Genomic DNA, 25,431 nt, shown 5'->3' with positions numbered 1-25,431 from the left:
GCGCAGACGGCAACCATCAAGCGGCGGGAAACGGGGGAACCGCAACCGCACACACAACCCGGACACCAGCCTGAACTGAACCCTGTATGCCCTGTCCGAGCCTGACACGGAGAGACTCTCCGGCTCTCCAACCCTCAACGCACCGGACCAACCCCCAATGCTCAGGATTCGCCGACAGCATCCCGGAGGGGTACGGGCCTCGGAGCCGGATACGCCAACGACGCGCCGTCAGCGGATGCGCTGACCGCGGGGTGCGCCTCTACGTACCGGTTGGCCCTCGCCCAGGTCCGGGCGGGCGCCCGGCTGGTGCAGTGCGCGGGCGGCCAGCCTGCTGGCCCGGCCCAGCGCCTCCTTCGGGTGGCGTCCGGTCAGCCACGCGGGCAGGAAACCGGCGATGAACGCGTCACCGGCGCCCACGGAGCCCGGGGAGGGCTCCACCGGCTCGGCCGGCGCGGTCACGCAGTCCTCGCGCGTCTTGGAGGCCCACAGACCGCCCTGCTCGCCGAGCTTGATCACGACGTTGGGGAACCAGGCGGTCAGCACCTTGGCGGCCGCCTCGGGCTCGTCGCGCCCGGTGAGCACCCGGGCCTGGTCGACGTTGACGAACAACAGCCGGGCGCCCTGTGTCCAGTCCAGGAAGTTCTCCGCGCCGGCGCGTTCCAACGGTGCGTGCGAGCCGCCGTCCACCGAGATGGACATACCGCTCTCGCGCGCCATGCGCAGGGCCACGCGGGCCGCGCGGCGAGAATCGGAGTTGATCAGCGTGTAGCCGGACACGTGCAGGTGCGCGTCGGGGGCGAACACGTCTCGGGGCAGATCCTCGGGCTGTAGCCGCGCGTTCGCGCCCGGGTCGCTCAGCATCGTCCGGTCGCCCCGGTGAGTGATCATGACGACGCAGGTTCCGGTCGGGCGCTCGGGGTCCATCACCATGCGCGAGTCCAGGCCGTAGCCCATCAGTTCCATTTCACGCGTGCGTCCGGTGATGTCGGAGCCGCGACGGCCGACGAACGTGGTGTCGGTGCCCTCGACCGCGAGCCACGAGGCTATGTTCGCGCCGGAACCGCCGCCGTACATGATCACCGACGCCGGGGTGTCGCTGCCGCGGGCCAACGGGTGGAACGCGCGCGCGACGGCATCGGTCATCAGGTCACCGATCACGACCACTCGAGTCATTTCGCCAGCCACCACCGAGGGTTTGAGATTCTGTGCCCGCACGACGTTAACAGCTTAACGATCAGTGGCGGGTAACGAACTGACAGCGCCCCGGACACGCGGCCACACAGGGGCTGTCGAGGGTCTTCGGACCCACCGCACCAGGGTACGCGGAGCCCGAACGAGACCGGTCCGAAGTCCTGTGCGAGGCGAGTCCCGGGGAGGCGATTTCGGGGAGCCCGCATGGACTTTCCCCGGATTCGGCCGATTGTCGTCTAGTCTCGCAGTCGTGCAGTCCTACCCGAACCACTGGGAAGCCGACGTCGTTCTGACCGACGGAGGCACCGCGCACCTGCGCCCCATCACCCCTGACGACGCCGACCTGCTACGCGAGTTCCACTCCCGGCTCTCGCCGGAGACGATCTACTACCGGTTCTTCGCGCCCTACCCCAAGCTCTCCGACCGTGACGTGAAACGTTTCACCACGGTCGACTACGAGGACCGGGTGGCTCTGGTGGCCACCATCTCCGGCACCCTCGTCTCCGTGGTGCGCTACGACAAGGTCGCTCCCGAAGAGGCCGAGGTGGCCTTCGTCGTGGAGGACGGACACCAGGGGCGGGGCCTGGCCTCGGTGCTCCTGGAACACATCGGAGCCGCCGCCCGCGAACGCGGGGTACGCCGCTTCATCGCCGACGTGCTGCCCGAGAACCGGCGCATGATCAACGTCTTCCGCGAGGCCGGGTACACCGCCCAACAGACCTTCGACGAGGGCGTCATCCGGCTCACCCTGGACCTGCAGCCCACGGACGACTCCAAGGAGGTCATGCGGGCCCGCGAACAGCGCGCCGAGTCGCGCTCCATCGCCCGCCTGCTCTTCCCCGAGTCCGTCGCGGTCATCGGCGCCAGCCGAACCGCGCACACCATCGGCCAGACCGCCCTGCGCAACCTGCTCGGCGGGGAGTTCCAGGGACCGGTCTACCCCGTCCACCCCGAAGCCAAGGCCGTGGTGGGCGTACGCGCCTACCCCTCCGTCCTGGACATCCCGGACCAGGTCGACCTGGCCGTGGTCGCGGTACGTGCCGACACCGTCGTCGACGTGGTCGAGCAGTGCGCGGACAAGGGCGTGCACGGGCTGATCGTGGTCAGCTCCGGGTTCGGCGAGGTCGGTCCCGAGGGCCGCGCCCGCCAGGACGAACTGGTGCGCACCGCCCGCGCCGCCGGAATGCGCGTGGTCGGCCCCAACTGCCTGGGCATCGCCAACAGCGACCCCTCGGTCTCGCTCAACGCCACTCTGTCCCCGGACCTGCCGCCCCAGGGCCCCATCGGGTTCTTCTCCCAGTCCGGCGCCTTGGGCCGCGCCATCCTCCAACGGGTGGCCGAGCGCGGCATGGGCCTGTCCACCTTCGTGTCCGCGGGCAACCGCGCCGACGTATCCGGCAACGACCTCATGCAGTACTGGCAGGAGGACCCCGCCACTCACGTCGTGCTCCAGTACCTGGAGTCCCTGGGTAACCCGCGCAAGTTCACCCGGCTGGCACGGCGCCTGGCTAAGCAGAAGCCCGTCGTGGCGGTGCGCAGCGGCGGTTCGGCGCAGGCCACCCCCACCGGGCACGCCGCCGGGGGCCTGGCCCTGCCCGACTACGCGGTCACCTCCCTGTTCCAGCAGGCCGGTGTGGTGCGCGTGGACGACATCACCCAGATGTTCGACGCCGCCCAGGTGTTCGCCTACCAACCGCTGCCCGCAGGGCCGCGCGTGGGCATCATCGGCAACTCCGACTCCCTGGAACTGCTGGTCAAGGACGCCGCGATCCGCCAGGGACTCAAGCCGCACGACCCGGTCAACCTGGGCCCGCAGGCCACCGCTGAGGACTTCGACACCGCGATCCAGGCCGCCCTGGCCGCCGAGGATGTGCACTCGATCGTGGTGGTCTTCGTTCCGGCCCTGCACCCGATCGGTGACGACGTGGCCCGCGTCCTGCGCGCCCGCTCGCTGGACTCGGACAAGCCCATCGTCACCACCTACCTGGCCCGCCAGGGCATCCCCGAGGAGCTGCGGCACATCGGGGACCGGGGTCAGACCCTGTTTGGCTCGGTGCCCTCCTACCCCTCGCCCGAGGACGCGGTGCGCGCTGTCGTTCACGCCACTCGGTACGCCCAGTGGCGCAACCGCAAGCCCGGCCGCCACCCGGAGCTGCCCGACATCGACCGCGCCCGGGCCCGCGCCACCATCGGCCGCGCGCTGAAGAAGGCCACCCCGGCCATGGAGGACGTCGCCTGGTTCGGCGGTGAGCGCCGCTACGACGAGGAGACGGCGATCTCACCCGAGGACGCCCGTGACCTCCTGGCCTGCTACGGCATCGCCGCCTACCCCGACATCAAGGTCGACTCCGCGGAGGAGGCCGTGGTCGCCGCCGGGGAACTCGGCTACCCCGCCGTGGTCAAGGCCGACGCCCCCGACCTGCGGGTCCGCGCGGGCGGCACGTTCGTCCGCGCTGACCTGCGCACACCCGAGGATGTGCGCAGCGCCTACCTCTCCCTGGAGGACCGCTTCGGCGGCGAGGCGGAGCTGGTCGTGCAGCGAATGGCCGCCCCCGGCGTGCCCACCGTGGTGCGCGCGGGCGACAACCAGTCCTTCGGGTCGGTGGTCTCCTTCGGGCTGGCCGACGTCACCGCCGAACTCCTCGACGACCGGGCGTTCCGGCTGGCGCCGCTGACCGACATGGACGCCGCCGACCTCATTCACGCGGTCCGGGCCGCCCCGCTGCTGTTCGGGCTGCCCGCGGGGGCCACGTCACTGGCCGAACAGCCCAACGTCGAAGCCTTGGAGGAGCTGCTGATCCGGGTGTCCCGCCTGGTGGAGGCCTTCCCCGAGATCGGCTATGTGGACTTGGACCCCGTTCTGGTCAACGCCACCGGAGCCCACGTCCTGGGCGCCCGCATGTGGCTGCGCGAGGCGCCCGAGGTGCGCCCCGACGCGGGTCCGCGCCGACTGCGCGGGGTGACGTTCTGATCAGGGAGTGGGTGTCCCGATTCGGCGGGCGGTCGCGAACTGTCACCGGAAGGAGGCAGGATAGGGGTATGAGGAAAACACGTGCCGTGCCCACGGACTGGCGCCTGGAGATCGAGCGGAGCGGGTACTACCCCGCCCTGGTCATCGATGCCGTCGCTACCACCCTGGGCGAGGAGAGCGCCGAGGCGTTCATCGTGCACCACGAGGCGACCTTCGACCCGGCCATGGAGATGCGGCGGCACATCACCGTCATGCTGCTGACCGCCACCCGGCTCGTCGTGTGCCACACCGACGAGCACCCACCAACCGAACCGGGCGGGACCTCACACGCCTCGACCACGACCGACAGCATCCAACTGGGCAACATCCAGTCGGTGGCCCTGACCCGGGTCGTGCCCAACCCCGCTCAGTACACGCCGGGCAGCCTGCCCAGCGAGCTGGTGCTCAGCGTCAATCTGTCGGTGAACTGGGGCGCGGTCGCGCACATCGACCTCGAACCCGCCGCTTGCGCTGACGAGAGCTGCGAGCTCGACCACGGCTACACCGGTGCCATCACCGCCGAACCCCTCACCCTGAGGGTCAGCGAGGCGGCCGACGGCGCCGGCGCGGTCACCGCGATGCTGCACTTCGCCGAGGCACTGTCTGCGGCCACCACTCGCCGCTGATCCGGGGCGGTCCGGGCAACACGCGTGACCGCCGAGCGCTGAACTCCGTCAGTCGGTCGGCGGCCGTCCCGCGACCAGGAGCCGGGTAGGGTCGGCCGCTGTCCGAGCACAGGACGAGGGCGCCGAGCCTGAGCGCTCGCGTGCGCAGGACCCCCGAAACCAGGGGCCCTCGGCTGTGCCGGGCCCTGATGATCGTGCGGTAACCCGGGTGGCGAGCAGGGTCCGCACAATGCTGCCCCGACGCCCGTCTTCGACAGCCCGCGCGGGCGTCTCCCGTGACAACCGCTGAACCACTGGCCTGACCTGTCGGTGGTCCGGATTCCGGCGGGGCCGGTCGGTGCACTCTGGATTCCGGAGGCCGCCGACCGGCCCCGTTCGTGTGGGGTGGGGCGGGTGGGACCTAATGTGAACGCGAGCGCTAGCGTGTGGTGTACGTAACACAAGCGCGGTCACACGTGACACGGACTTAACCAACCCGGCGTCGCGGGGCCTGGTGCCGAAACAAACCGTGTGTCTACTGTTGAAGGCGGATTTGTGCATACCGCCACAACCGAGACGCGCACGGCCACAAGCCACCAGCGTCACCGCGCGCCGTGACCGGGTCCGCGCGCGTCCAAACGGAGAAAGGTCAGTCTGCGATGACGCAGCACCCGACGTCCCCGAACCCCTCGGACGATGCTCCCCTCGTGCGGTTGAGTGTCGACCGTGCCATCGCCACGATCACCCTCGACTCACCACGCAACCGCAATGCGCTCTCCGCACGGCTGCGTTCCGAACTCTCCAAGGCCCTCGCCGACGCCATGGCCGACGACGAGGTCCGCGGGGTCGTTCTCACCGGCAGCGGACCGGTGTTCTGCGCCGGGGCCGACCTCAAGGAGATCGGCGCCGCCCTCCAGGGCACCCCGATCGAACCTGCGCCGGAACTCCCGGAGATCTTCGAACAGATCATGGGCGGCCCCAAACCGGTGATCGCGGTTCTCAACGGCGCCGCGCGCGCGGGCGGGATCGGTCTGGTGGCCGCCGCGGATATCGCTCTCGCACCCAAGAGCGCCACCTTCGCCTTCACCGAGGTGCGCATCGGAGTGGTTCCGGCGATCATCTCCGTCCCCGTCTCCGCTCGGATGCACTCCCGTCAGCTCAGCCGTTACTTCCTCACCGGCGAGCTCTTCGACGCCTCCGCCGCGGCCAAGGCCGGACTCATCACCCAGGCCGTCCCCGACCGGGACATGGAGCACGCGGTGGACGCGGTCCTGCAGGGCCTGCGGGGTTCGGCTCCCAGAGCGCTCTCCCGCACCAAACAGCTCCTGGGCGACCTCGGGGGCGGTGCGCAGGCCGCACCGGACCGGCGGACCGAGGCGTTCACCCGCATGGGTGAGCTGTCCGCCGAGTTCTTCGCCGGGGAGGATGCGGCGGAGGGGCGGATGGCTTTCTTCGAGAAGCGTCCGCCGCGCTGGGCCCAGTGAACAGGCCTCAGTGACCCAGCCCCAGTGATCCGGTCCCGGTGAGCAGCGCGTTCAGTGGTGCGCGCCCGTGGTGATCCGGGCCGTTCGGTGCCCCCGACACGCTGAAGCCGCCGAACCGCCGCACGCCCTTCCGCGGGCCGTGGCACAGCAGAGGTCGGACGCCCGGGTCACCGGGTGTCCGACCCGGGTTCGTACGCTCCTCGCGACAGGCCACAATGGTCGGGTGAGCTACTCCGGAGATACCAGGGTCGGCGGCCCCGCCGACCTGCGCCAACTACCGCATCTGACGATCACCAAGCTGGCCGTGGGCCCGATGGACAACAACGCCTACCTCCTCCGTTGCCGGAGCACGGGTGAGGCGGTCCTCATCGACGCGGCGGCCGAACCCGACCGAATCCTGGAGCTGATCGGCGAGGACGGGCTGACCCGAGTGGTCACCACCCACCGCCACCAGGACCACTGGCAGGCCCTGGCCGAGATCGTCGGCCAGACCGGTGCCCGCACGGTCGCCCACCCCGACGACGCCGATGAACTGCCGGTGTCGGTGGACGAGCCCGTCACCCACGGTGGCACCGTTCCCGTCGGGGACTGCGTACTGACGGTCATCCACCTGCGCGGCCACACGCCCGGTTCAATCGCCCTGCGCTACGACGACCCCGAGGGTCACACCCACCTGTTCACCGGTGACAGCCTCTTCCCGGGCGGGGTCGGTAAGACCTGGTCCGACTCGGACTTCCAGACCCTGTTCGGTGACGTGTCGGAGCGGGTTTTCGGTGCCCTGGCCGACGACACGTGGGTTTACCCCGGGCACGGCAAGGACACCACGCTCGGAGCCGAGCGCCCCAACCTCGCCCAGTGGCGCGAGCGCGGCTGGTAGCGCCGCCACGAGCGGTGCTCGGGCCGGTGACACGGGCAGTGGCGATCCTGTGAACCAGGCTCCCGCGGCACCGGCTTGCGCGAACCCGGGTCCCGCGTGACCCTGCGGGACCCGGCCATCGCCACCTCACCGGAACCTCAGGTTCCGTAACAGCAGAAACCGATGTGTCCGAGGTGCTCGGACACCGCCTCGGACACATCGGTCCCCGCCCGGACCGCCCGGTGGAAGCCCTGCATGGCCGCCCCTGTTCTCGCGTCGTCTACCGGAACCGGACTGGCCACCACGGTGCGGGTGCCCCGGGCCAGCAGCGCGCCCACAAACCCGCTCGGCCGCCCGCCGGCCCCGCCGAAACCGTGTCCGCCCCAGCAGGCGGACAGCACCACCAGAGCCGGGGCCGACGGCAACGGGAACAGGTCACAGGCGAGCAGTAGACCGTCGCACAGTTGCAGCCGGGAGAGCATGGGTGTGCTCGCACCGGCCCGACCGTGCCCGGCCAGGTGGGCCAGGTCCGCGCGGGCCAGCTCGGCCAGGAGCGGGCCCCGGCGCGCCTGCTCCAGGACCATCGCACCCGAGTGGACCCCGGCCAGCGCCGCCACCTCTTCCTGGGCCCCACCGGGGGGCGGCCCGCACGCCAGCAGAACCCGTCCGTCGCCGCTCTTGACGGGCGGCGGCTCAGCCCAGGAGCGCGCCGTGGGGACCAGGCGCACCGGCCGCCCCCGCAGGGCAGGGAGCAGCCCCCAGGGCAGGTCACCCAGGTAGGAGTCGCCGGTCACCACCAGGGGCCGCTCCCCGATCAGGGGCAGGAGTGGACCGAGCAGGGTGTCCGAGACGAGTGCCGCGGCCACGCCCCCGGGTTCGGCCCCCGGACGTGTCGGTGCCTGACCCGTGACCGACGGTGGCGTCGCGCACACGTCGACCGCCTCGGTGGAGCGGCGGAGGGGCAGCGGACCGGAGAGTTCGTGGGTGAATGCGCGAAGTGTGCGGCGGACCCGCTTAAGGGGCCCGATGCAGCGTTGGTGCACCTTCCCGTCCACGGCCACCAGAGCCACTGCCTCGGCGCCCGCCACGGTGTAGTGAACGAACGCCCGGCCGTGAAGGTTGCTCAACAGCGGCTCCAGAACCGGCCCGGGATGTTCGCGTGACCGTCTGGCCACACCTGGCGGCAGCCGCCACTGCGCGGATTCCCAACGCCGCGCGTAGGCGCTGGCGGCGGGACCGCCGCCGTTCTCCAGAGCATCGCGGTAGCGCCCGGTCAGTTCCCGTACCTCGGGGTCATCGCAAGCCCCCAGCTCGGGAACCAGCCAGTCGGACCAGGTACGGTCCAGCTCTGCCCACTCCAGGGCGGTCGCGGGGTCACCGGCCTGGAGGGCGCTCTCCAAACCGGCCCGCACCACGTGGGGATCGCGGGCGGCGGCCCCGAGCCAGGGCCCGGGGGCCAACGCCCCTGTCCTGGCACCTGCCCAGGAGAACCGTTCCAACGCCCGACGGGCGTCCGACAACTTCCCCTGCGTTCCGGCGGAGTCCCAGGCGTTGCGGTGTCCGGCCTCTTCCGGCCCGGGGTTCCCCGCTGACCCGCTTTCGTCTCCGGGGTCGGACTCCGTCCCCGGTTCCGGGGCCGCCACCGTCGAGGGTGTCTCGGAGGCGGCCAGATGCCTTGTGGCGAACGGGTGAGTGGGGCCGCGGTGTTCGGAGGGAGGCCGTGGCTGTGACACGGCGGGGGTGCGGAGCTCCAGATGGTCCTTGGCACGCTGGACGGGGGTGCGGCTGCCGGCGGACTCCAGCGCGACCCGTTTCAGCCGGTGGGCCACGCCGTACCAGAGGGAGCTCGGCCCCAAACCCTCGAGAACCCGTTGGGCCAGGTGGAGCGCGCCTTGGCGGTCGCCGTCCAGGAACCGGTACTTGGCTTCCAACAGGGTGACCGCGGTCCCGTCCCCGCCGCTGCGCCAGGGGGCCTCCGCCAGGGTGCGTCCGGCCTCCTCCACCAACCCCACCGAGAGGTACGCCTCGGCCAGATCCACGCGCAGGGGTTCTTGGCGGTCAGCGGGCATCAGGTGTGCGAGTTCGTGGAAAGTGGTGATGGCCTCGGCGGTGTCGCCCCGGTACAGGTCCAGACAGCCCAGGTTGTGCCGGGCCACCAGTCCGAGCAGTGGGAGGCGGCGCGCGTCGGCCAGGTCCCGGGCCTCGTTGAGGTGATCCTCGGCCTGGCCGAAGCGGCCACACAGGACCTGGGCCAGCCCGAGGTCGGTGAGGATCCCGGGCAGAACGGGTGCGAGTTCGGCGACGGGGTGCCCGCGCAGATGCTTTCGGGTGTCGTCGAGGATCTCGACGGTCTCCTCGAAGCGCCCTCTCCGGGCCAGCTGCACCCCCTGCGTGACCCGGGAGAGCAAGGCCCGACCACCCGCCTCCAGGGCCGGGTTCTCGGTGCCCCGGAGAGGGGGCTCGGACTCAGGAACTGGAGTTGCGCTGGGGAGCACGTCCGGCGGCCTTCTTTCGCCAGGGGGCCGGTCAACTCAAGTGATAGCAGCGGATTTGCCCGAACGGGAGGGGCCTGTGCCCACCTGTGGATAACTGACCAGCTACGAAACGGGGCCAACCGTGACGGAGACGGACAAGCGGTCACGGGTTGACGCGTGTACCTAACTGAATTCGGGTCTCATCCGTTTTCCGGCCTCGGAACCGCATGTGTCCGGTCCGCCTCGCTCGCACCGAAGCTCACAGCGAATCCGGGCAGGCCCGGAGGACCCTGCAAAGAGCGCTCTTCGCAGTTGGCCGACCGGCTCGGTGTGACCGCGCACGGGCCCACTGATGAGGTCGCCACCACGAACGCACGGGCCCGGGCACAGAAGCAGTGCGCGCGGCCGCGGGTGCGGCCGGTGCGGGAACGGGAGTGGTGAGCGCAGAGGCGGGCCGGCACGGGAGCATGAGCGGTGCGGCCAGCACTGGTGCGGGTGTGGGCTGCGTGGCCACTGCGGGCGCGCGTGCGGCCGACACAGGTGTGGTGCGTGGGTCTTTCCCGAGGGGCCTGCCCCGAAACTGGCCTGGCAGGGCTGGGAGGAGGCGATCCGCGACCCTCCTGCCCCTGGGCCGGCCGGACGTGTCAACAGGCACGGGCGAGCCGGGAGAGCGCTCTCTCAGAGCGTTTGCGGCTGGGCGACCGAGGTGGTGAACCATTCGGTCACGGTGAGGGGGTGTCCTGGGCGCTCCACCGCCAGGGACAGCGGCCCGGGGGAGAGGTCGGTGGCATAGAACCGGCCGTCGGCTCCGACGAAGAGGCGGAGTGTGTGATCGGGGCGCCTCAGGTGGACTTCCACGTGGTCGAAATCGCCGCTGACCAGACCGGAGAGTGCGCTGTGGTCGCCGCACGGCTGGACCTGGACGTCCAGGTGGACCCCTTCCAAGTCGAACCGGAGGACGACCGGTGCGATGCCGTCGTGATCACGATGGAGTGGTTGCTCGGGGGAGGGCACGGTGTATCTGGCGGTTCTGGCCGGATGGGCGCCGTCCACGGAGCGGTCGAAGGCGGCCAGGGCGGAGGCCCGCCCGGCTCGGTCCTGGGTGGGGTCCGCATCTTTGTTCCGCACGGTTCACGCACGCCTTTCGGTTGGTTCGCTGTTCTCTTCCGCTCCGCGGATCTACCGCAGGGAGCGGCGCAGCTGACGGATCAGTCGCCGTCGCTCCCTCGCGGTGGTCCGGTGGGAGATCGGCGCGGCATCGGGTGAGTCGTCGAGGTACTGCTGTGCCACCCGGCGGTCGGCCGGGTCGGGGAGTTCCCGGATGGCCTGGAAGAGTTCGGTGTGCGTCTCCTTGGCGAGGTACTGGTCCTCGGGGCCGTCCTGGTGCTGGGGGCGCTCGTCCAGGTCCTGGGGGTCGAACGGTGGAAAGCGCTGCCGCTGCGCGCGCTGGCGGTTGCAGGCGGAGCGCGTGGTCCGGTGCAGCCAGGCGGCGAGCTGCTGCGGGGAGTGCAGTCGGGTCAGGTTCTGGTTGAGAGTGAGCCAGACCGTCTGCGTGGCATCCTCGCGGTCCTGCTGGGAGAGCCGGTAGGACCGGGCGATGCCGTTCACCAGACTCAGGTAGCGGTCGACGATGGCCTCCCAGGCGTCCGCGCTCCCCTGGCAGGCGGCCCGGACGAGCTCGGTGTCACTCAGCGAGGAGGGGGCGGGGGCGGGGGTCTGCTCCGGCGCTGGGGAATGCTCGGGGCCGGTTGTGGCCGGAACTGGCAAAAAAGAGGTGGATACATACCCTGAACTGCCCGGATGAGTGGTTTCCTCCTGTGGTTCCGGAGGTTGGATGTCATCATGCGGCTGGTCTGGCACATCCGCCACCACTATGATCAGACTCCCTGTCGTCGCCTGTGGTACACGCTAATCTCTGGTCGCTCCGGGTGCGGTGGGAACGCTGGAAAATACCAGCGTGCGAGATGGTTCTCAGGGTGCCCTTGGGGCACAATGGGGCAAAAGGCATTCAGGCGGGTATGCAACCTTCTCGGGTACGAGGGCGTCGGGGAAGCGCACTCGTTCGTATCAGGAGGTTCGGTGTCCGCACGTGGCGTCTTGTACGTCCACTCCGCGCCCGCGGCGCTGTGCCCACACGTCGAGTGGGCGGTCGCGGGTGTTGTTGGAGTACCCGTGAAACTCGACTGGGTCGCCCAGCCGGCGGCACCCGGCCACCACCGTGCCGAGCTCAACTGGCAGGGAAAGCCGGGGACCGCGGGGGCGATGGCCTCCGCGCTGAACGCGTGGCAGCGCCTACGCTTCGAGGTGACCGAGGAGGGGTCGCCCGGCTGTGACGGTATGCGTTACAGCTACACGCCCTCGCTCGGTGTGTTCACCGCCATCACCAGCGCGGCCGGAGAGGTCCTCGTGCCGGAGGGGCGGCTGCGCGCGGCCATGGCCACCGCCGCGACCGAGGGCACCGATCTGGCCGCCGAACTCGACCGGCTCACCGGCCGGGCCTGGGACGAGGAGCTCGAACCCTTCCGCTATGCGGGCGACGGCGCGCCCGTCCGCTGGCTCCACGCCGTGGGCTGACCGCCGCTGACCGGAGGGTGCACCGGGTTCCGGGCGCCCGCCGGTGGCTAGCCGAGCCCCGCCTGCGCGGGGCGGTGTTCAGGGCGGGTTCTCCTCGCTGGGCCAGATGGCGGAGGCCAGCAGCACGGCCGCCCAGATGCCCAGTGGGACCAGTGGCCAGTACGGCACCAGTTCACCGCCGAGCAGGCTGGCCACGGCCCACACGCCGGTCAGCACACCGGCCACACCCAGCCACCAGCGCCACTCGTCACCCCACTCCTCCCAGGGCACGGGAACGCCCCTCGGCTCGGGTGCGGCGCGGCGTTCGCGGTGGGGCCTGGGCAGCGGGATCGGGCTCTCGGGTTCGGGGAGGTCGGCGGTGAGCGTGCGGAGCTCACCGACCAGGACCGAGGTGAGTGCGGCGCCCACCCGGCGCTCGTACTCCTCGTGGTCCAGACGGCCCTCGGAGAACGCCACCGCGAGGCGGTCGACCGTCAGGTCCCGCTCGGTGTCCGAGGCGCGCATCTGGTTCAGCGGCAGACGTTGGGCCTCCACTTCCCACCCCCAAAGGCGCGAGTTTGACCACACGATACGCGTCGTGCAGGGTGCGCGAAAGGGATTGTCGAGGGCAGTTCGCACACACCTGGAACAGCTCGCTCCGACTTGCTGTCACCCCAGGTCAGGGAGCTAACCAGTGGGCCACCGCACGACACGTCGACGGATCGGCCGCGCCCACCAGGCCGGTGTGCTCAAAGCTCCCCCGGTAGGTGAACGCGGCGCCGTCCAGCCGGGTCACCAGCCCCCCCGTCTCGGTCAGGACCAGACCAGGCGCGGCCACGTCCCAGTCACGCACCGGGACGTCCTTCACGAACAGGTGGGCGGCACCCTCGGCAATCCGGCACAGCTTCAACGAGATGCTGCCGCTCTCCAGGTACTCGCCGTAGCCGAAGTGGTCGTACACGCGCCGGGCGATCCCCGTGGGTTCGGGGGTGTTGTCGGTGAGGACCCCGTGGCCGGTCGGGGTGGGCGGGTGCCCGGGCAGTGGGACCCCGTCCCGGCGGGCGCCCTGGCCGCGAACGGCCGTGTACAGAACCGCGCTCTCGGGGGCGAAGACCGCCGCCACCTCGGGGTTCTCCCCGATGACCAGAGCGGCCTGGGTGACGTAGCCGGCGAAGCCGTGCACGTAGCTGGCGGTCCCGTCGATCGGGTCGATCAGCCAGTACCGGGGCGGACGCTCCCGCGACAGCGACGCCGGGTCCTCCTCGCTCACCACCGGGATCTGCGCGTCGATCGCGGTCAGCCGCTGGGAGAGCGCCCTATGGGCCATCGCGTCGGCCTCGGCCTTGAACTGGCTCCCCTCCCACACCCCGCTGCGCACCGACGGGTCCGAACGCCACTCACGCAGCAGGGCGCCGACCTCGACGACCGCGTCCGCAACGGCCTTCAAGAGCGCGTGCTGGGCGTTCACCGCGCACGCACCGGGATGATCGGGGACTGCCCTCCGGCGGCCACCGCCCCGGGCAGGGCAAAGCCCTCACCGTGCGAGCTGGTGGCCGGGGCGGGGGATATCCCGTGCGAGTTGAACTGCTCCTCCGGTAGGAACTCGTCGGTCCACCGGCGCACCATCGCCACACCCTCACGCCAGTCGTCGGTCAGCTTCGGCCCGTCGCCGATCGCCTGCCGGAGCAGCCCGGCGATCTCGTCGACCCCCGCGGCCACGGTGAGCGCCGCCGTGGACGAAAAACGGGGGTTGATCTCGAAGACCCTGGGCTGCCCCTGGCCGTCCAGACACAGCTGGACGTTGAACGGGCCGTCCGCGCGCAGGGCGCTCTGGATCGCTCGGCAGGTACGGATGACCTCGTGGTTGCGCCGGGTGACGGCGTACTTGGTGACGCCCTGCTTGAGCAGGACCTCCTTGGGCACCACCGCCTGCACTTCGCCGTCCCGCCAGGCCACGACCGAGACGGTGTACTCGGGGCCGGTGATGCGTTCCTGGACGATCAGCTCGTCGGCGGCGTAGCCGCTCTCGGAGACCACGCGGGCCATGTCCCGGGCGGAGTCGATGATCAGCACCCCGCGGCTGCCGCGCCCGATACGGGGTTTGACGATGAGGCCGCCCGAGGAGGTGTCGGCGGCGTCGGTGGGCCACTCCGATGCCAGCCAGGTACGGGGCACGCCGATCCCGGCATCCTCCAGCTGCTGCATGAGCACGTACTTGTCCAGGCAGGCGGTGACGAAATCCAGGTGGGGCAGCAGCACCTTCACCCCGTCCTTGGCCAGCTCACCCACCCGGACGAGCTCCTCGTCCACCAGCGGGACCACGGCCACGGCCCCCTCCTCGGTGCACAGGGAGCGCATCCGGGGCAGGAACGCCTCGCTGTCGCCCGGTGGCACCAGGTAACCGCGATCGGCCAGGTACAGGCCGGGTGCGGTGGGGTCCACATCGGTGGCCACCACCCGGAACCCGTTCTGGCGCAGGTGCAGGATGGTTCCGGGTGTCGGAGCGGAACCCGCTGTCGTGACCACGACGGTCGGTTTCCTCGAAGACGGCTGTGGCACCGGCTGAACCCTTCCAGGCGTGTTCCGAGTGGGCCGGGGGATGGACCGAGCCTAGACGCCGGAGTGGCCTTTGGGCTCGTGAATGGCCAGATGCGGTTGCCAAGTGAACCGGAAGGGCCCCTCGCGCGTGTATCCATCGGCCCCGGGAGGAAGGGCAGAGGGCGGGTGGCGCGCCGAGCGCGCCACCCGCCCTCCGGCGGCGGGGTGAGAACCCCTACTTCTGCTCGTACGTCGGGATGATGAGCGCCCGGCCGAGCGTGTGCGAGAACAGGTTGAAGCCGAGGAACGCGGGACTGGCGGAGGCGTCCACACCCAGGCTCGGCACGTCCACCGCGTGCACCGCGAAGAAGTACCGGTGCGGGCCGTGCCCGGCGGGCGGCGCGGCACCGATGTAACGGTGGCTCCCGGCGTCGTTGCGCAGGGTCACGGCCTGTTTCGGCAGACCGGAACCGTTCCCGGCGTCGGTCGCCAACTCGGTGACCTCGGCGGGGATGTCACAGACGGACCAGTGCCAGAACCCGCTCGCGGTGGGTGCGTCCGGGTCGAAGCAGGTGACGGCGAAGCTCCGGGTCCCCTCGGGAAACCCGCTCCAGGACAGGTGCGGGGAGGCGTCCTCGCCTCCGGCGCCCATGATCCCGCTGACCTGCGCCCTGGGCAGGGGTTTGCCGTCAACGACGTCGTCGCTGAGGACGGTGAACGAGTCGACCCGGGGCAGGAAGTCGTAAGGGGAGGGTGGCGTGGCCACGGCGATGGCCTCCTTCGCTCTCGTGGATGTCCGTACCGGCCCGCCGCAGGCGGGCGCTGCACCCGAACATACGCCCCGCGAGCCCCGAAGGGTCGGATGCGGTCTACTACGCGCCCGGGGCCGCGAGGTACGGTCGTGCCGACACCGAACAAGAATCCGGTTCGGTCCCGTCGCCGGGCCGGTCCACCGACAGGAGCCGTCATGACCGATCGCTGGGGCATCACCGTCCCCTTCGAAGGCATCCCCCTGGCCGATCAGCGCCCCCTCTTCGAGGCCCTGCCCGACCTCGGCTACACCGACGCGTGGTCGGCCGAGGCCAACGGCACCGACGCGTTCACGCCGCTGGCCCTGGCCAGTGTGTGGGCGCCCCAACTGCGCCTGGGCACCGCGATCGTGCCCGCGTACACGCGCGGCCCCGCCACCCTGGCGATGAGCGCCGCCACGCTGGCCGCCGCCGCGCCGGGCCGCTTCACGCTGGGCATCGGCACCTCCTCGAACGTCATCGTGGAGCGCTGGAACTCTATTCCCTTCACGGAGCCCTACAAGAAGGTCCGCGACACCGTGCGCTTCCTGCGCGAGGCGCTGACCGGGCAGAAGATCAAGGCCGACTACGACACCTTCTCGGTGAAGGGGTTCACGCTCGGGGCCGTCCCCCAGCAGCAGCCGCCGATCCTGGTGGCCGCGCTGCGCCAGGGCATGCTGCGCCTGGCCGGTCGCGAGGCGGACGGAGCGATCGTCAACTGGCTGTCCTCGGAGGACGTGCGCACGGTCGCCCCGATCGTGCGTGAGTTCGGGGCGGAGAAGGAGGTCGTCGCGCGGATCTTCGCCATCCCCGACACCGATCCCGACACCGCACGCGAGATCGGCCGCTGGGCGATCTCGGCCTACCTGAACGTGCCCGTCTACCGGGCCTTCCACGAGTGGCTGGGCCGTGAGGAGCTCGACCCCATGTGGAAGGCATGGGAGGACGGGGACCGCAAGGGAGCGCTCGCCGCGATCCCGGACTCCGTCATCGACGAGCTCATCGTGCACGGCCCCGCCGAGTACTGCCGGGAGCGGATCGAGGCCTACGTGGAGGCGGGGGTGAGCACCCCGGTGATCGCCCCGATCGGTCCGCCCGGCCTGGACCCGGCCGACGTGATCCGCGCCCTGGCACCCCGTCGCTGACCGAAGGCGATCGGGGCCGGTCTGGGTTGACCGGGACCGTCCGGGGCTGACCGTGCCCCCTCTCGGGATGTTCCCCGCGCACCACCATGCGGGGGACATCCCGACCGTTCGGTATGTTCCTCACTCTGGGCCGAGCGGACCCAGCAGCCTGCGCGCCCGCAGTACCAGCTCCAACTCGAACCGGGCCCCCGGCTCCCGCAGCCTGGGCCCGAACAGCTCCTCCAGCTGCCGCATCCGGTATCGCACGGTCTGCGGATGGATGCGCAGCCGCTCGGCCGCCTCGTTGGCGTTGAACCCCGACTCCAACCACGCCAACAGGGTGTCGGCCATCCGCTCCCGCTGCGGTGTCCGCATCCCCGCCAACGGGGCCAGTCGGACCCGGGCCAGTTCGGCCACCAGCGCCGTGTCCCGTGAGAGCAACAGCTCCGGCAGGTGGTCGCTCCACCTCAGAATTCCAGGCCCCGCCACCACCCCGTTGCGCACCAGCTCCGCCAGTTCCCGCGCCCGCGACAACGACGCCGGAGCCTCCGCCAGCGGCACCGTCGGGCCCAGCACCGCGCCGCACCCCCGCAGCGACCGCTCCAACGACCTCAGCCGCCCCGGCCCCTCGGGGTCGGGCACCAGCGCACACGGTTCCAACCTGTCCAGGTCGACCAGAACGTCCGGGGGAAGCACCGGAGCCGATGCCCCCGCACCTTCCTGGTGGACCGTAACCCCCGCCCTCTCCTGGTGGGGCGGCCCCTGGTAGAGCAACGCCACCGCCACCCGCTCGGGCACGCGCCACCGGGCCGCCCGCGCCAGTGTCGACAGCGCCCGCGCCTCCGGCTCCGTCCCAGACTCGGCCAGCAGCACCTCCAGCAGCCGGGCCCGTCTGCGCCGCAGCGCCTCCACTCCGGCTCCGCGCACCTGGACGTGGCCCTCGGCGGCCGCGGTGGAGATCTCCTCCTGGAACGCGAAGATCGCCTCGCCGAGCGCGGCCATCTGGTCCCGGTCGATCGAGTCCGCCCGGGCCAGCCGCCGCCAGGCCACCGCCGCGGACGTGCGCATACCCGTGTGCAGGCACTCCAGGGTGCGCCCCTGCCTGGCCTCGCTCTCCCCGAAGGCGCGGAAGGTTCGGGCGACGGAGTCCGCCCGCTCGGCCCCGGGGCCCGCCTCGAGCCGGTCCAGGAAGGCGTGCACCGCGGTGTCGATCGCGGCCCGGACCGAGTCCGCGTGCGCCGCTTCCAAGGGCTGGCTGTGTGCCTCAGCCCGGCGCGCGATGCCGTCCACGGCCTCCTCGACCAGGTACGGGACCAGCGGGCGGAGCCTGGCGCCGAGCCCTGGGGGCAGGTCCGCGACGAGGGTGCCCGGGGCGCCCTCCCGTAGTCGGTACGACATGTCACCTCCGGCGCGGACGCACGGCGGAACCCCTCCGGCACGCGTCGGCGTGCAGAGCCTCCTCGGGCACGCTCACGCGTGCGCCGAGTCGACAGCCCGCCCGCGCGTGCACGGTTCCGTTGACGGCACGCCCGCGCGTGCCTTGTGCGCCAGTGGATGCCGTGATGTCGGTCACCCTCACCCATATCACCAGAGGCCGTCCCCACGGGCAAGCCCCGGCCCCCTCATAGGAGGACCGGAGCGCGGCCTCCCGCTCCGCTTCTCGCTGGGATCGGAGGGTTGTTTCCGCATCCGAATCCGTGATTTTCCTGGTTCGCGGAGCACAGGGAAGGAAAAAGCGGGTACGCGTAGTCATCAAACGGGTGAATGCGGTAACAATGGTGCGTCACGGATCGCCTCGACGGCGCTGACGCCACCGGCGTCCGCCGTCGGCCGACCCAACCCGCTCCCGGAAGGCAACCCCCATGCGACGTACCCTCCTGTGCGCTGCCCTGCCCCTGTTCCTCGCCCTCACCGCCTGCGGAGGCGACGACGAGACCCCCGAAGAGACTGCCGCCGAGGAAGCGGCCGAGGGTGCTCTGGAAGGCGCCGAAGGGCCCAGCGAGGACGAGGCCGCCGCGGCGGCCCAGGCCGTAGCCGAGGGATTCCTCGCCTCCTTCGCCGCCCTGGACGGCGAGGCGGGCTGCGCCTTCGTCGACGAGAGCGCCCAGGCCACGATCATCGCCCAGAGCGAGGGTGCGGAAGACTGCGCGGAGGCCTTCCCCGAGTACGTCGCCAACGTGCCCGGCGCTGACGCCATCGAGGTCGGTGAGGTCACCGTCAGCACCGACCTGGACGGCGACACCCTCATCGCCAACGTCGAACTGGTTCACGCCGAGGAGACCCCCGGCGCTTTGGAGGTCCGGCAGGGTAACGACGGTGAGTGGCGTGCCACCCGTCTGCCTGGCACCACCCTCGGCGGCGCCTGAGCACCGCCCCGATCAGTGGGGGAGCGGCCGTGGGTACCAGGATTGCGCAACGTGCGAACCCCCACGGCCCTCCCCGCAGCCACCTGGAGAGCAACTCCGAGCCCGGCGGCCTGGTGGACGATGGCCTGCTGCACCACTTCGAGGGCGACCCCCTGCGCGTCCACGAGGGCGTCGGGGGATCCATCGACACACTGGCCCGGTGCGGCCTCGGCCACGGCATCCCGTGAGGCGACGAACACCCGCGTGCAGGGCCCGGGCCCGCCCAGCTCTGCAAGAGTGGGGACCGTGGGGCACGGCACGACCGCGTGCCCCGTGGCACAACACGAAGGAGATGCGGGATGATCCTGATCGTCGTCAAGTTCCGGACCAGGCCGGAGGCTACGGACAGCTTCCTCGACGAGGTCGCCGACTTCACCGCGGCCACCCGCGCCGAGCCCGGCAACCTGTGGTTCGAGTGGTCCCGCAGCGTCGAGCGCGACGACGAGTTCGTGCTCGTCGAGGCGTTCAAGGACGGCGCGGCCGAGGCCCACGTCACCAGCGACCACTTCAAGGCCGGACTGGCCGCCATGAAGCCGCTGCTGAAGGAGACCCCGCTGATCGTCAGCCGTGAGGTCGAGGGCGAGGGCTGGGACCGCATGGGCGAACTCACGATCGACGGGTAACGTCGGCGCGACCGGAGACTGCGGGCCGGTTTCGACCGGCTGAACGGGTTGGACAGGCTGAAGGGGAGCGGACGTTTGGGCACGTACGTGGCGAGCGAGGACCGGTACGACCCTCTGGAGTACCGGACCTGCGGCAGGAGCGGCCTGAGGCTGCCGCGGCTGTCGCTGGGACTGTGGCAGAACTTCGGTGGTGACCGGGGCCTGGAAGGGCAGCGCCGGATCCTGCGCCGCGCCTTCGACCTCGGCGTCTTCCACTTCGACCTGGCCAACAACTACGGCCCGCCGCCGGGCAGGGCCGAGGAGAACTTCGGCCGGATCCTGGCCGAGGACTTCGGCCCCTACCGGGAAGAGCTGGTGATCAGCACCAAGGCCGGCTACGTCATGGGGCCCGGGCCGCACCTGCAGGGCGGTTCGCGCAAGTACCTGCTGTCCTCGCTGGACCAGTCCCTCAAGCGCATGGGCCTGGACTACGTCGACATCTTCTACAGCCACCGGCCCGACCCTGACACCCCGCTGGAGGAGACCATGCTGGCCCTCCACCACGCGGTGGTGTCCGGGCGGGCCATGTACGCGGGGATCTCCTCCTACGCTCCGTCGCTGACCCTCCGGGCGGCGGCGATCATGCGTGACCTCGGTACGCCCCTGATCGTGCACCAGTCCTCGTACTCGATGCTCAACCGCTGGGTGGAGGACGGGCTGCTGGAGGCGGCCACCGACGAAGGCATGGGTATGGTCGCCTTCTCGCCCCTGGCCCAGGGGCTGCTGACCTCCCGTTACCTGGACGGAAGCGTGCCCACGGACTCCCGCGCCGGGATCGGGCGGCCCAGCTGGCGGGAGAACATGCTCACCGAGGAGGTGCTCGGCCGGGCTCGGGCGCTCAATCAGATCGCCGCCGAGCGCGGTCAGACCCTGGCGCAGATGGCCGTCTCCTGGGTTCTGCGGGACCAGGGGCCGCGCACCGTCACCACGGCGCTGGTCGGCGCCTCCAGCGCGGAGCAGTTGGAGCAGAACCTCAAGGCGGTGGAGAACACGGACTTCTCCGAGGAGGAACTGCGCGACATCGACCGGTGGGCGGTCGACTCCGACGTCAATATCTGGTGGGCCGCCACCGCCTCCAAGGAGTGACCGCCGGGAGCACGCGGGCGGAGGTCGCGGTCTTCTGTTCGGGCGCGGGACGAGCGGGTACTTTGGCGGTATGCCGATCAAACTCGATCCCGCGCTCGCCGATCTGCGTTCCTGGAAGCCCCGGGGATGTTCGATCTCGAAGGCGCTGGAGATCGTGGGACAGCGCTCGGCGCTGCTGATCATGCGCGAGGCCTTCTTCGGCACGCGCCGCTTCGACCTGTTCGTGGAACGGGTCGGTGTCACCGAGGCGGTGGCCGCGGCTCGGCTCAAACAGCTCACCGAGGCCGGGCTGCTGAGCCGCGAGCCCTACAAGGAACCGGGCAGCCGTACCCGGCACGAGTACGTTCTCACCGACATGGGCGCCGACCTCATGCCCGCGGTCTTCGCGCTCAAGGACTGGGGCGACACCCATCTCCAGGAGGGCGGAGGGCCACTGGCCCTGGTCGAGGACGACACCGGAGCGCCGGTGCGGGTGGGGTACCTGACCGAGGACGGGCGCGAGGTCTCCCCGGACGAACTGCGCATGGCGGTCCGGCGCCGCCGCGCCGAGGGCTGATCCCGGCTGTTGCCGGGCGGAGCGTGTACGGGACGGGCGGCGCCCCGGAGCCGGAGAGTTCCCGGTTATGCCTCAAGCGGCCGTAGGGAAACCTTTGCGCGTTTTGTTCCTTTAGGGGCAGAGGTCCCTTGTGGGGTGGTCAGGCGTCCCCTAGCTTGGCCCCGATCCCCCTGTCCGAAAGGTCGCCATGCCTGCCCCCCGGCACCGGACGTTCTTCCCCGCTCTTCCCCCGGCCACTCCCCTCCTGTCCGCCTTCCCCGCCCTGCCCGCCAGTCTCCGATCCGCCCTTCCCGTCAGCGGGGGTGGCCGGTGACCCCCACCCAGCTGAGAGCGTTCTCCGCGGTGGCCCGCCTGGGGTCGGTCAAACGTGCCGCTCGCGAACTCGACGTCTCCGAGGCCGCCGTCTCACTGCACATCGGCAAACTCCGCAAACTGTTCGGTGATCGACTCTTCTCCCGAACCGGCGCCGGGCTCGCCTTCACCCCCGGCGGCCTGCGCCTGGCCGGACGCGCCACCGAACTGCTCGGCCTCCAGGACCGCACCCTGCGCGAGGTCAGCCAGGCGGGGACCGCCGGCACCCGCCTGCTCCGTATCGCGGCCTCCAGCCTGTTCGTCGAGTACGCGGCCCCCGGCCTCATCGAACTCTTCGTGGGCCGTGCCGACGACCTCGACGTCGAACTGAGCGTGCACAGTCCCAGCCGGTTCGAGGAACTGCTGAGCGATCGCGCTGTCGACGTCGCCATCGGGCCCGCCCGGGAACAGCCGGAGCCCGCCGGGTCCGCCCGGGTGACCTCCCAGAGCATCCTCAGGTACCAACTGCTCACCGTGGTCGGCCCCGGCCACCCCCTCGCGAGCGGCCGGATCGCCCCCGAACGCCTTCGTGAACAGACCTGGCTGCTGGGCCCCTCCGCCCTGGACCACACCGGCCTGGTCCCCGCGGTCCTCCGCTGCTTCGACGTACCCGAGGCGCGCCAGCGGGTGTTCCAGAGCCACGCCTGCGCCCTCGACGAGGTGAAGAAGGGCAACGGCGTGGGTCTGGCCCTGGGATACGCGATCTCCCACGACCTCTCCACCGGCCGCCTGCTCGTCCCTTCCGGACCCCCGGTCCGCACCGCGGGCAGCTGGTCCGCGACCGCACTCACCGACAGGGACGAGGCGGGGCCGGCCGCGGAGTTCATCCGCTTCGCCACCACCCCGCGCGCCACCCAGGCCATGCTGCGCGGCTCAGGCGTCCACCGGGGCCGCTTCCGCTCAGGAGTCCACGTCACCCTCTGGAACCACACCGCCCCCCGCTTGCCTGCCCCCTGACCTCGACAGAGCGCTCTCCCGGGCCACGGCCTCCACCACGTCCTTGAGGGCGGCGAAGGTGTGGGCGGGGAGCAGGGCGTGACAGAACGGCAGGGCCGCGGCCATCCCGGACACCGTAGGTTCGAAGCCCGGGGCCGCGGCCCGGGGGTTGGCCCACACCACCCGGTGCGCGCGCCGCCGCAGCCGCTCCATGGCCGCGGTCATCGCCTCCGGGGCGTCCCCGTCCCAGCCGTCCGAGGCCACGACCACCACCGCGCCGCGTACCGCCACCCCGTGCCGGGAGGCGAGCAGCGTCCGTAGGTTCGCGGCGATACGGGTCCCGCCGAACCTGTCGTCCACGGCGCCGGTGGCACGTGCGACCGCTGCCTCGGCGGTGCCCTCGCGCAGCAGCGGGGTCAGCCTGGTCAGGCGAGTGCCGAAGGCGAAGGCCTCGGTTTCCACAGCCAACGCGAAGGCCCGCATCAGGTGGACGTAGGCCGATGCCTGTGCCCGCATCGAACCACTCACGTCGCACAGGACCACCACCCGGCGCGGGCGGGTCACGGGGCGGGTACGCACCAGTTCCAGCGGTTCCCATCCGGTACGTCGGGCCCGGGCCAGAGTGGGGCGCAGCGCCACTCCGCGACCAGAGCGCCCCGCGGCCCGTCTACGTACACGGCGCCGGGGCAGACGTGGGCCCAGCTGCGCCAACCATGTTCCCAGCTGGGCGGTCTCTGTCTCCGAGAGCTGGTCGAACGGAGCCCTCGCGAGGGCTTCGAGCTCGCTGGGAAGCAGTTCTGGAAGAGTGGTCGAGGGAGCGCTCTCCTGAGGCTCGCCAGAGGCCGGTGGCAGGGTCACCCACGGCAGCCCGGCGCCGACCGTTCCCTCCTGTTCGGGCCCCGGGTCGGGGGCGGGGGAACCGTCGGCCCTGCTCCGGGGAGCCGCCAGGGGAGACGTGCTCTCGTCCCCCGGCACACCGTCCCCGAACACGGCGGCGAACACCGAGTCGAACGCGGCGAGGTCGCACCTGCGCCTTACCAGGCACACCCGCAGCGTCCAGTAGAGCCCGTCGAGTCCGCTTGGCGGGGCCACCGCCAACGCACGGCTTAGGGTCGCCGCGGCGTCCAGATCCACCCGGACACCGTGAGCGCGCAGACGCTCGGTGAGGCCGATGGCGAACGCCGCCCGGTCCACGCCCGGCAGGGGGGATGTTCCCGGCCACCGTGAACGCCGCGGAACGAATCCCGCCGGGTCAGCTGAAGACCACATAGCCGAGGAGGAGCCCCAGTGCCACGACCGCCACCGCCAGCACCGGCCACAGGCGCTGGACGAAGGCTTTCCCGCCGGCCCTGCCCAGGTCAAGCGGCTCGACCTGCTCGCCTCCGCTGCTCCCCATGCCCTCGGCGGGCTCGGGTTCGCCCAGCGCCATGGCCGGTTCCTCCGTTTGCGCGCGAGCGAGCTCGGCCTCCACATTCTCCACGAACTGCCCCAAGAGGCGCTCGGACACGTCCTTGATCATCCCGCCGCCCAGCTGCGCGAGCTTGCCGGTGACCTTCAGATCCGTGCCCGCCGAGACCGTGGTGCCTCCGTCCCGCTCACGGAGATCCAGCGTGACCGAAGCCGACGCGTTGCCCGCGCCCCGGCTCGCCTTCCCTCTGGCCTCGATCACCGCGCGCCGCGCCCGGGCATCCAGCTGGCTGAAGCGCGCGGTGCCCTCGTAGGCGGCCACCACCGGGCCCACCTTCACCCGTACCGTTCCCGAGTAGACGTCCCCGTCCGCGCCGCTCTCCACACCGGTCAGACGCGCACCCGGCAGACACGGCGCGATCGCCTGCACATCGGTGAGCAGGTCCCACACCCGCTCGACGGGCGCGTCGACGCTGAACTCGTTGTCGATTCTCACGTGGCTGTCTCCGCTCGGGCTCTGGGGGCGCGCTCCGACCCCGGGGGACCATGGCCGAGGTCGTTCAGCGCCGTGACTACGGTTTCGTGGTCGTCAGGGGTCTTCGTCAGCGCGGACAGCGTCCGCACGATGTCGTCGCGGACCAGCTCGGTCACACCCAGAGCGCCCAGGGCCGACACCCAGTCGATGGCCTCCGCCATCCCCGGGGCCTTGTCCAGGTCCAGTCCCCGGACCCGGCCCACGAACTCCGTGGCCGAACCCACCAGTGCCTCGCCCGCCTCCGGGACACGGCGGCGCAGGATCTCCGCGGCCCGCTCCGGGGCGGGGAAGGTGATCCAGTGGTAGAGACAGCGGCGGCGCAGGGCGTCGTGCAGGTCACGGCTGCGGTTGGAGGTCAGCACCACCAGCGGCGGACGCTCTGCGGTGAAGGTGCCCAGCTCGGGCACGGTCACCGACGCCTCACCCAGGAACTCCAGCAGCAGTGCCTCGAACTCGTCGTCGGCCCGGTCCACCTCGTCGATCAGCAGCACCGGCGGGATCGGGCCCTCCTGCCGCACCGCCCGCAGGATCGGCCGGTCCAGGAGGTACTCCTCGGTGAACAGGTCCCCGTCGCCCAGCCGCTCACCCCGTGACTCCGCCAACCGCACCGCCAGGAGCTGCCGCTGGTGGTTCCACTCGTACAGAGACTCACCCGCGGTCAGCCCCTCGTAGCACTGCAGGCGGATCATCGGCACGTCCAGGGCCCGGGCGAGCGCCTTGGCCGCGGCGGTCTTGCCCACGCCCGGCTCACCCTCCAGCAATAGGGGGCGGCCGAGCGCCATGGCCAGGAAGAGAGCGGTGGCGGTGCCCTCGTCCACCAGGTGGTCCTGCTCGTCCAGCCGCCGCCGGACCTCCTCCACATCCAGCACG

Annotated in this window: 24 protein-coding genes; 12 read left to right on the top strand and 12 right to left on the bottom strand. The window is 71.2% G+C overall.

Annotation, left to right across the window (positions count from 1 at the left end):
• Positions 1-228: 228 nt before the first annotated feature.
• Entirely contained in the window at positions 229-1,164 is a 936-nt protein-coding gene (locus D457_RS0127200) for a carbohydrate kinase family protein (RefSeq protein WP_017583840.1), read from the bottom strand.
• 277 nt (positions 1,165-1,441) lie between these two features.
• On the opposite strand from D457_RS0127200, the gene D457_RS0127195 reads away from it, so the two are divergent.
• The 4 genes from D457_RS0127195 to D457_RS0127180 all read left to right on the top strand — a co-directional run bounded on the left by D457_RS0127195 (position 1,442) and on the right by D457_RS0127180 (position 7,167).
• Positions 1,442-4,162 carry a bifunctional acetate--CoA ligase family protein/GNAT family N-acetyltransferase gene (locus tag D457_RS0127195; protein ID WP_017583839.1) on the top strand — a complete coding sequence of 907 codons (2,721 nt, stop codon included), beginning with the start codon at positions 1,442-1,444 and terminating at the stop codon, positions 4,160-4,162.
• An 86-nt stretch (positions 4,163-4,248) separates the two neighbouring features.
• Positions 4,249-4,827, top strand: coding sequence for a DUF5998 family protein (locus tag D457_RS0127190; protein WP_017583838.1), 579 nt, complete (start codon positions 4,249-4,251; stop codon positions 4,825-4,827).
• 638 nt (positions 4,828-5,465) lie between these two features.
• Positions 5,466-6,290 carry an enoyl-CoA hydratase-related protein gene (locus D457_RS0127185; RefSeq protein WP_017583837.1) on the top strand — a complete coding sequence of 275 codons (825 nt, stop codon included), beginning with the start codon at positions 5,466-5,468 and terminating at the stop codon, positions 6,288-6,290.
• A gap of 223 nt (positions 6,291-6,513) precedes the next feature.
• On the top strand, positions 6,514-7,167 hold the full coding sequence (locus D457_RS0127180; protein WP_017583836.1) for an MBL fold metallo-hydrolase: 654 nt from the start codon (positions 6,514-6,516) through the stop codon (positions 7,165-7,167).
• 137 nt (positions 7,168-7,304) lie between these two features.
• Here D457_RS0127180 and D457_RS0127175 read toward each other — a convergent pair whose 3' ends face one another.
• The 3 genes from D457_RS0127175 to D457_RS33555 all read right to left on the bottom strand — a co-directional run bounded on the left by D457_RS0127175 (position 7,305) and on the right by D457_RS33555 (position 11,387).
• Positions 7,305-9,641 (bottom strand): CHAT domain-containing protein, encoded by a 2,337-nt coding sequence (locus D457_RS0127175; protein WP_026117078.1) that lies wholly within the window; start codon positions 9,639-9,641, stop codon positions 7,305-7,307.
• Positions 9,642-10,298: 657 nt separating this feature from the next.
• On the bottom strand, positions 10,299-10,748 hold the full coding sequence (locus D457_RS0127170; RefSeq protein ID WP_017583834.1) for a carboxypeptidase-like regulatory domain-containing protein: 450 nt from the start codon (positions 10,746-10,748) through the stop codon (positions 10,299-10,301).
• 51 nt (positions 10,749-10,799) lie between these two features.
• Positions 10,800-11,387: an RNA polymerase sigma factor gene (locus tag D457_RS33555; protein WP_017583833.1), complete on the bottom strand. Its 588-nt coding sequence runs from the start codon at positions 11,385-11,387 to the stop codon at positions 10,800-10,802.
• Between the two features lie 312 nt (positions 11,388-11,699).
• Between D457_RS33555 and D457_RS0127160 the strand changes: the two genes are divergently transcribed.
• A complete protein-coding gene (locus tag D457_RS0127160; protein ID WP_026117077.1) occupies positions 11,700-12,194 on the top strand; it encodes a DUF3145 domain-containing protein in 495 nt (164 codons plus the stop codon).
• A gap of 78 nt (positions 12,195-12,272) precedes the next feature.
• Here the strand turns inward: D457_RS0127160 and D457_RS0127155 are convergent, their stop codons facing one another.
• The 4 genes from D457_RS0127155 to D457_RS0127140 form a co-directional block, all read right to left on the bottom strand.
• Positions 12,273-12,728, bottom strand: coding sequence for a DUF1707 SHOCT-like domain-containing protein (locus tag D457_RS0127155; protein WP_017583831.1), 456 nt, complete (start codon positions 12,726-12,728; stop codon positions 12,273-12,275).
• A 124-nt stretch (positions 12,729-12,852) separates the two neighbouring features.
• Positions 12,853-13,641, bottom strand: a complete 789-nt coding sequence (locus D457_RS0127150; protein WP_017583830.1) for a 3'(2'),5'-bisphosphate nucleotidase CysQ family protein — start codon at positions 13,639-13,641, stop codon at positions 12,853-12,855.
• Complete coding sequence (locus tag D457_RS0127145) at positions 13,638-14,699, bottom strand: ATP-grasp domain-containing protein (protein WP_017583829.1); 1,062 nt, start codon at positions 14,697-14,699, stop codon at positions 13,638-13,640. The genes D457_RS0127150 and D457_RS0127145 overlap by 4 nt, the downstream gene beginning before the upstream one ends.
• Before the next feature lie 247 nt (positions 14,700-14,946).
• Entirely contained in the window at positions 14,947-15,477 is a 531-nt protein-coding gene (locus D457_RS0127140) for a YbhB/YbcL family Raf kinase inhibitor-like protein (protein ID WP_017583828.1), read from the bottom strand.
• A gap of 201 nt (positions 15,478-15,678) precedes the next feature.
• Between D457_RS0127140 and D457_RS0127135 the strand changes: the two genes are divergently transcribed.
• On the top strand, positions 15,679-16,644 hold the full coding sequence (locus D457_RS0127135) for an LLM class F420-dependent oxidoreductase (RefSeq protein ID WP_017583827.1): 966 nt from the start codon (positions 15,679-15,681) through the stop codon (positions 16,642-16,644).
• Positions 16,645-16,764: 120 nt separating this feature from the next.
• Here the strand turns inward: D457_RS0127135 and D457_RS0127130 are convergent, their stop codons facing one another.
• Entirely contained in the window at positions 16,765-18,021 is a 1,257-nt protein-coding gene (locus D457_RS0127130) for a PucR family transcriptional regulator (RefSeq protein ID WP_017583826.1), read from the bottom strand.
• A 464-nt stretch (positions 18,022-18,485) separates the two neighbouring features.
• On the opposite strand from D457_RS0127130, the gene D457_RS0127125 reads away from it, so the two are divergent.
• From D457_RS0127125 to D457_RS0127100, 6 genes are all read left to right on the top strand, one after another.
• On the top strand, positions 18,486-18,989 hold the full coding sequence (locus tag D457_RS0127125) for a hypothetical protein (RefSeq protein WP_017583825.1): 504 nt from the start codon (positions 18,486-18,488) through the stop codon (positions 18,987-18,989).
• Positions 18,990-19,018: 29 nt separating this feature from the next.
• Positions 19,019-19,216: a hypothetical protein gene (locus D457_RS0127120; protein WP_017583824.1), complete on the top strand. Its 198-nt coding sequence runs from the start codon at positions 19,019-19,021 to the stop codon at positions 19,214-19,216.
• A 111-nt stretch (positions 19,217-19,327) separates the two neighbouring features.
• Entirely contained in the window at positions 19,328-19,651 is a 324-nt protein-coding gene (locus D457_RS0127115; protein ID WP_017583823.1) for a putative quinol monooxygenase, read from the top strand.
• Positions 19,652-19,726: 75 nt separating this feature from the next.
• Positions 19,727-20,776 (top strand): L-glyceraldehyde 3-phosphate reductase, encoded by a 1,050-nt coding sequence (gene mgrA, locus D457_RS0127110; RefSeq protein ID WP_017583822.1) that lies wholly within the window; start codon positions 19,727-19,729, stop codon positions 20,774-20,776.
• Positions 20,777-20,846: 70 nt separating this feature from the next.
• The gene (locus D457_RS0127105; RefSeq protein WP_017583821.1) at positions 20,847-21,332 is read left to right on the top strand and encodes a winged helix-turn-helix transcriptional regulator; all 486 of its coding nucleotides are present in this window, start codon (positions 20,847-20,849) and stop codon (positions 21,330-21,332) included.
• 309 nt (positions 21,333-21,641) lie between these two features.
• A complete protein-coding gene (locus D457_RS0127100) occupies positions 21,642-22,640 on the top strand; it encodes a LysR family transcriptional regulator (RefSeq protein WP_017583820.1) in 999 nt (332 codons plus the stop codon).
• Here D457_RS0127100 and D457_RS33550 read toward each other — a convergent pair.
• The 3 genes from D457_RS33550 to D457_RS0127085 are packed head-to-tail and all read right to left on the bottom strand — an operon-like array spanning position 22,584 to position 25,430.
• A complete protein-coding gene (locus tag D457_RS33550; RefSeq protein WP_017583819.1) occupies positions 22,584-23,813 on the bottom strand; it encodes a vWA domain-containing protein in 1,230 nt (409 codons plus the stop codon). The genes D457_RS0127100 and D457_RS33550 overlap by 57 nt on opposite strands.
• A 58-nt stretch (positions 23,814-23,871) precedes the next feature.
• The gene (locus D457_RS0127090) at positions 23,872-24,522 is read right to left on the bottom strand and encodes an SRPBCC family protein (protein WP_017583818.1); all 651 of its coding nucleotides are present in this window, start codon (positions 24,520-24,522) and stop codon (positions 23,872-23,874) included.
• Positions 24,519-25,430: an AAA family ATPase gene (locus D457_RS0127085; protein ID WP_017583817.1), complete on the bottom strand. Its 912-nt coding sequence runs from the start codon at positions 25,428-25,430 to the stop codon at positions 24,519-24,521. The genes D457_RS0127090 and D457_RS0127085 overlap by 4 nt, the downstream gene beginning before the upstream one ends.
• Position 25,431: the final 1 nt, after the last annotated feature.

Origin of the sequence: Nocardiopsis valliformis DSM 45023, from assembly GCF_000340985.1 — a bacterium.
GTDB classification, from domain to species: domain Bacteria; phylum Actinomycetota; class Actinomycetes; order Streptosporangiales; family Streptosporangiaceae; genus Nocardiopsis; species Nocardiopsis exhalans.
The sequence above is the reverse complement of the archived record's forward strand: the minus strand, read 5'-3'. Positions and strand labels throughout refer to the sequence as shown.

Excerpts from the sequence above, each read along its gene's own strand:
- D457_RS0127130 (WP_017583826.1), bottom strand. The coding sequence starts at position 18,021 with ATGTCGTACCGACTACGGGAGGGCGCCCCGGGCACCCTCGTCGCGGAC.
- D457_RS0127185 (WP_017583837.1), top strand. The coding sequence starts at position 5,466 with ATGACGCAGCACCCGACGTCCCCGAACCCCTCGGACGATGCTCCCCTC.
- D457_RS0127135 (WP_017583827.1), top strand. The coding sequence starts at position 15,679 with ATGACCGATCGCTGGGGCATCACCGTCCCCTTCGAAGGCATCCCCCTG.
- D457_RS0127105 (WP_017583821.1), top strand. The coding sequence starts at position 20,847 with ATGCCGATCAAACTCGATCCCGCGCTCGCCGATCTGCGTTCCTGGAAG.
- D457_RS0127125 (WP_017583825.1), top strand. The coding sequence starts at position 18,486 with ATGCGACGTACCCTCCTGTGCGCTGCCCTGCCCCTGTTCCTCGCCCTC.
- D457_RS0127115 (WP_017583823.1), top strand. The coding sequence starts at position 19,328 with ATGATCCTGATCGTCGTCAAGTTCCGGACCAGGCCGGAGGCTACGGAC.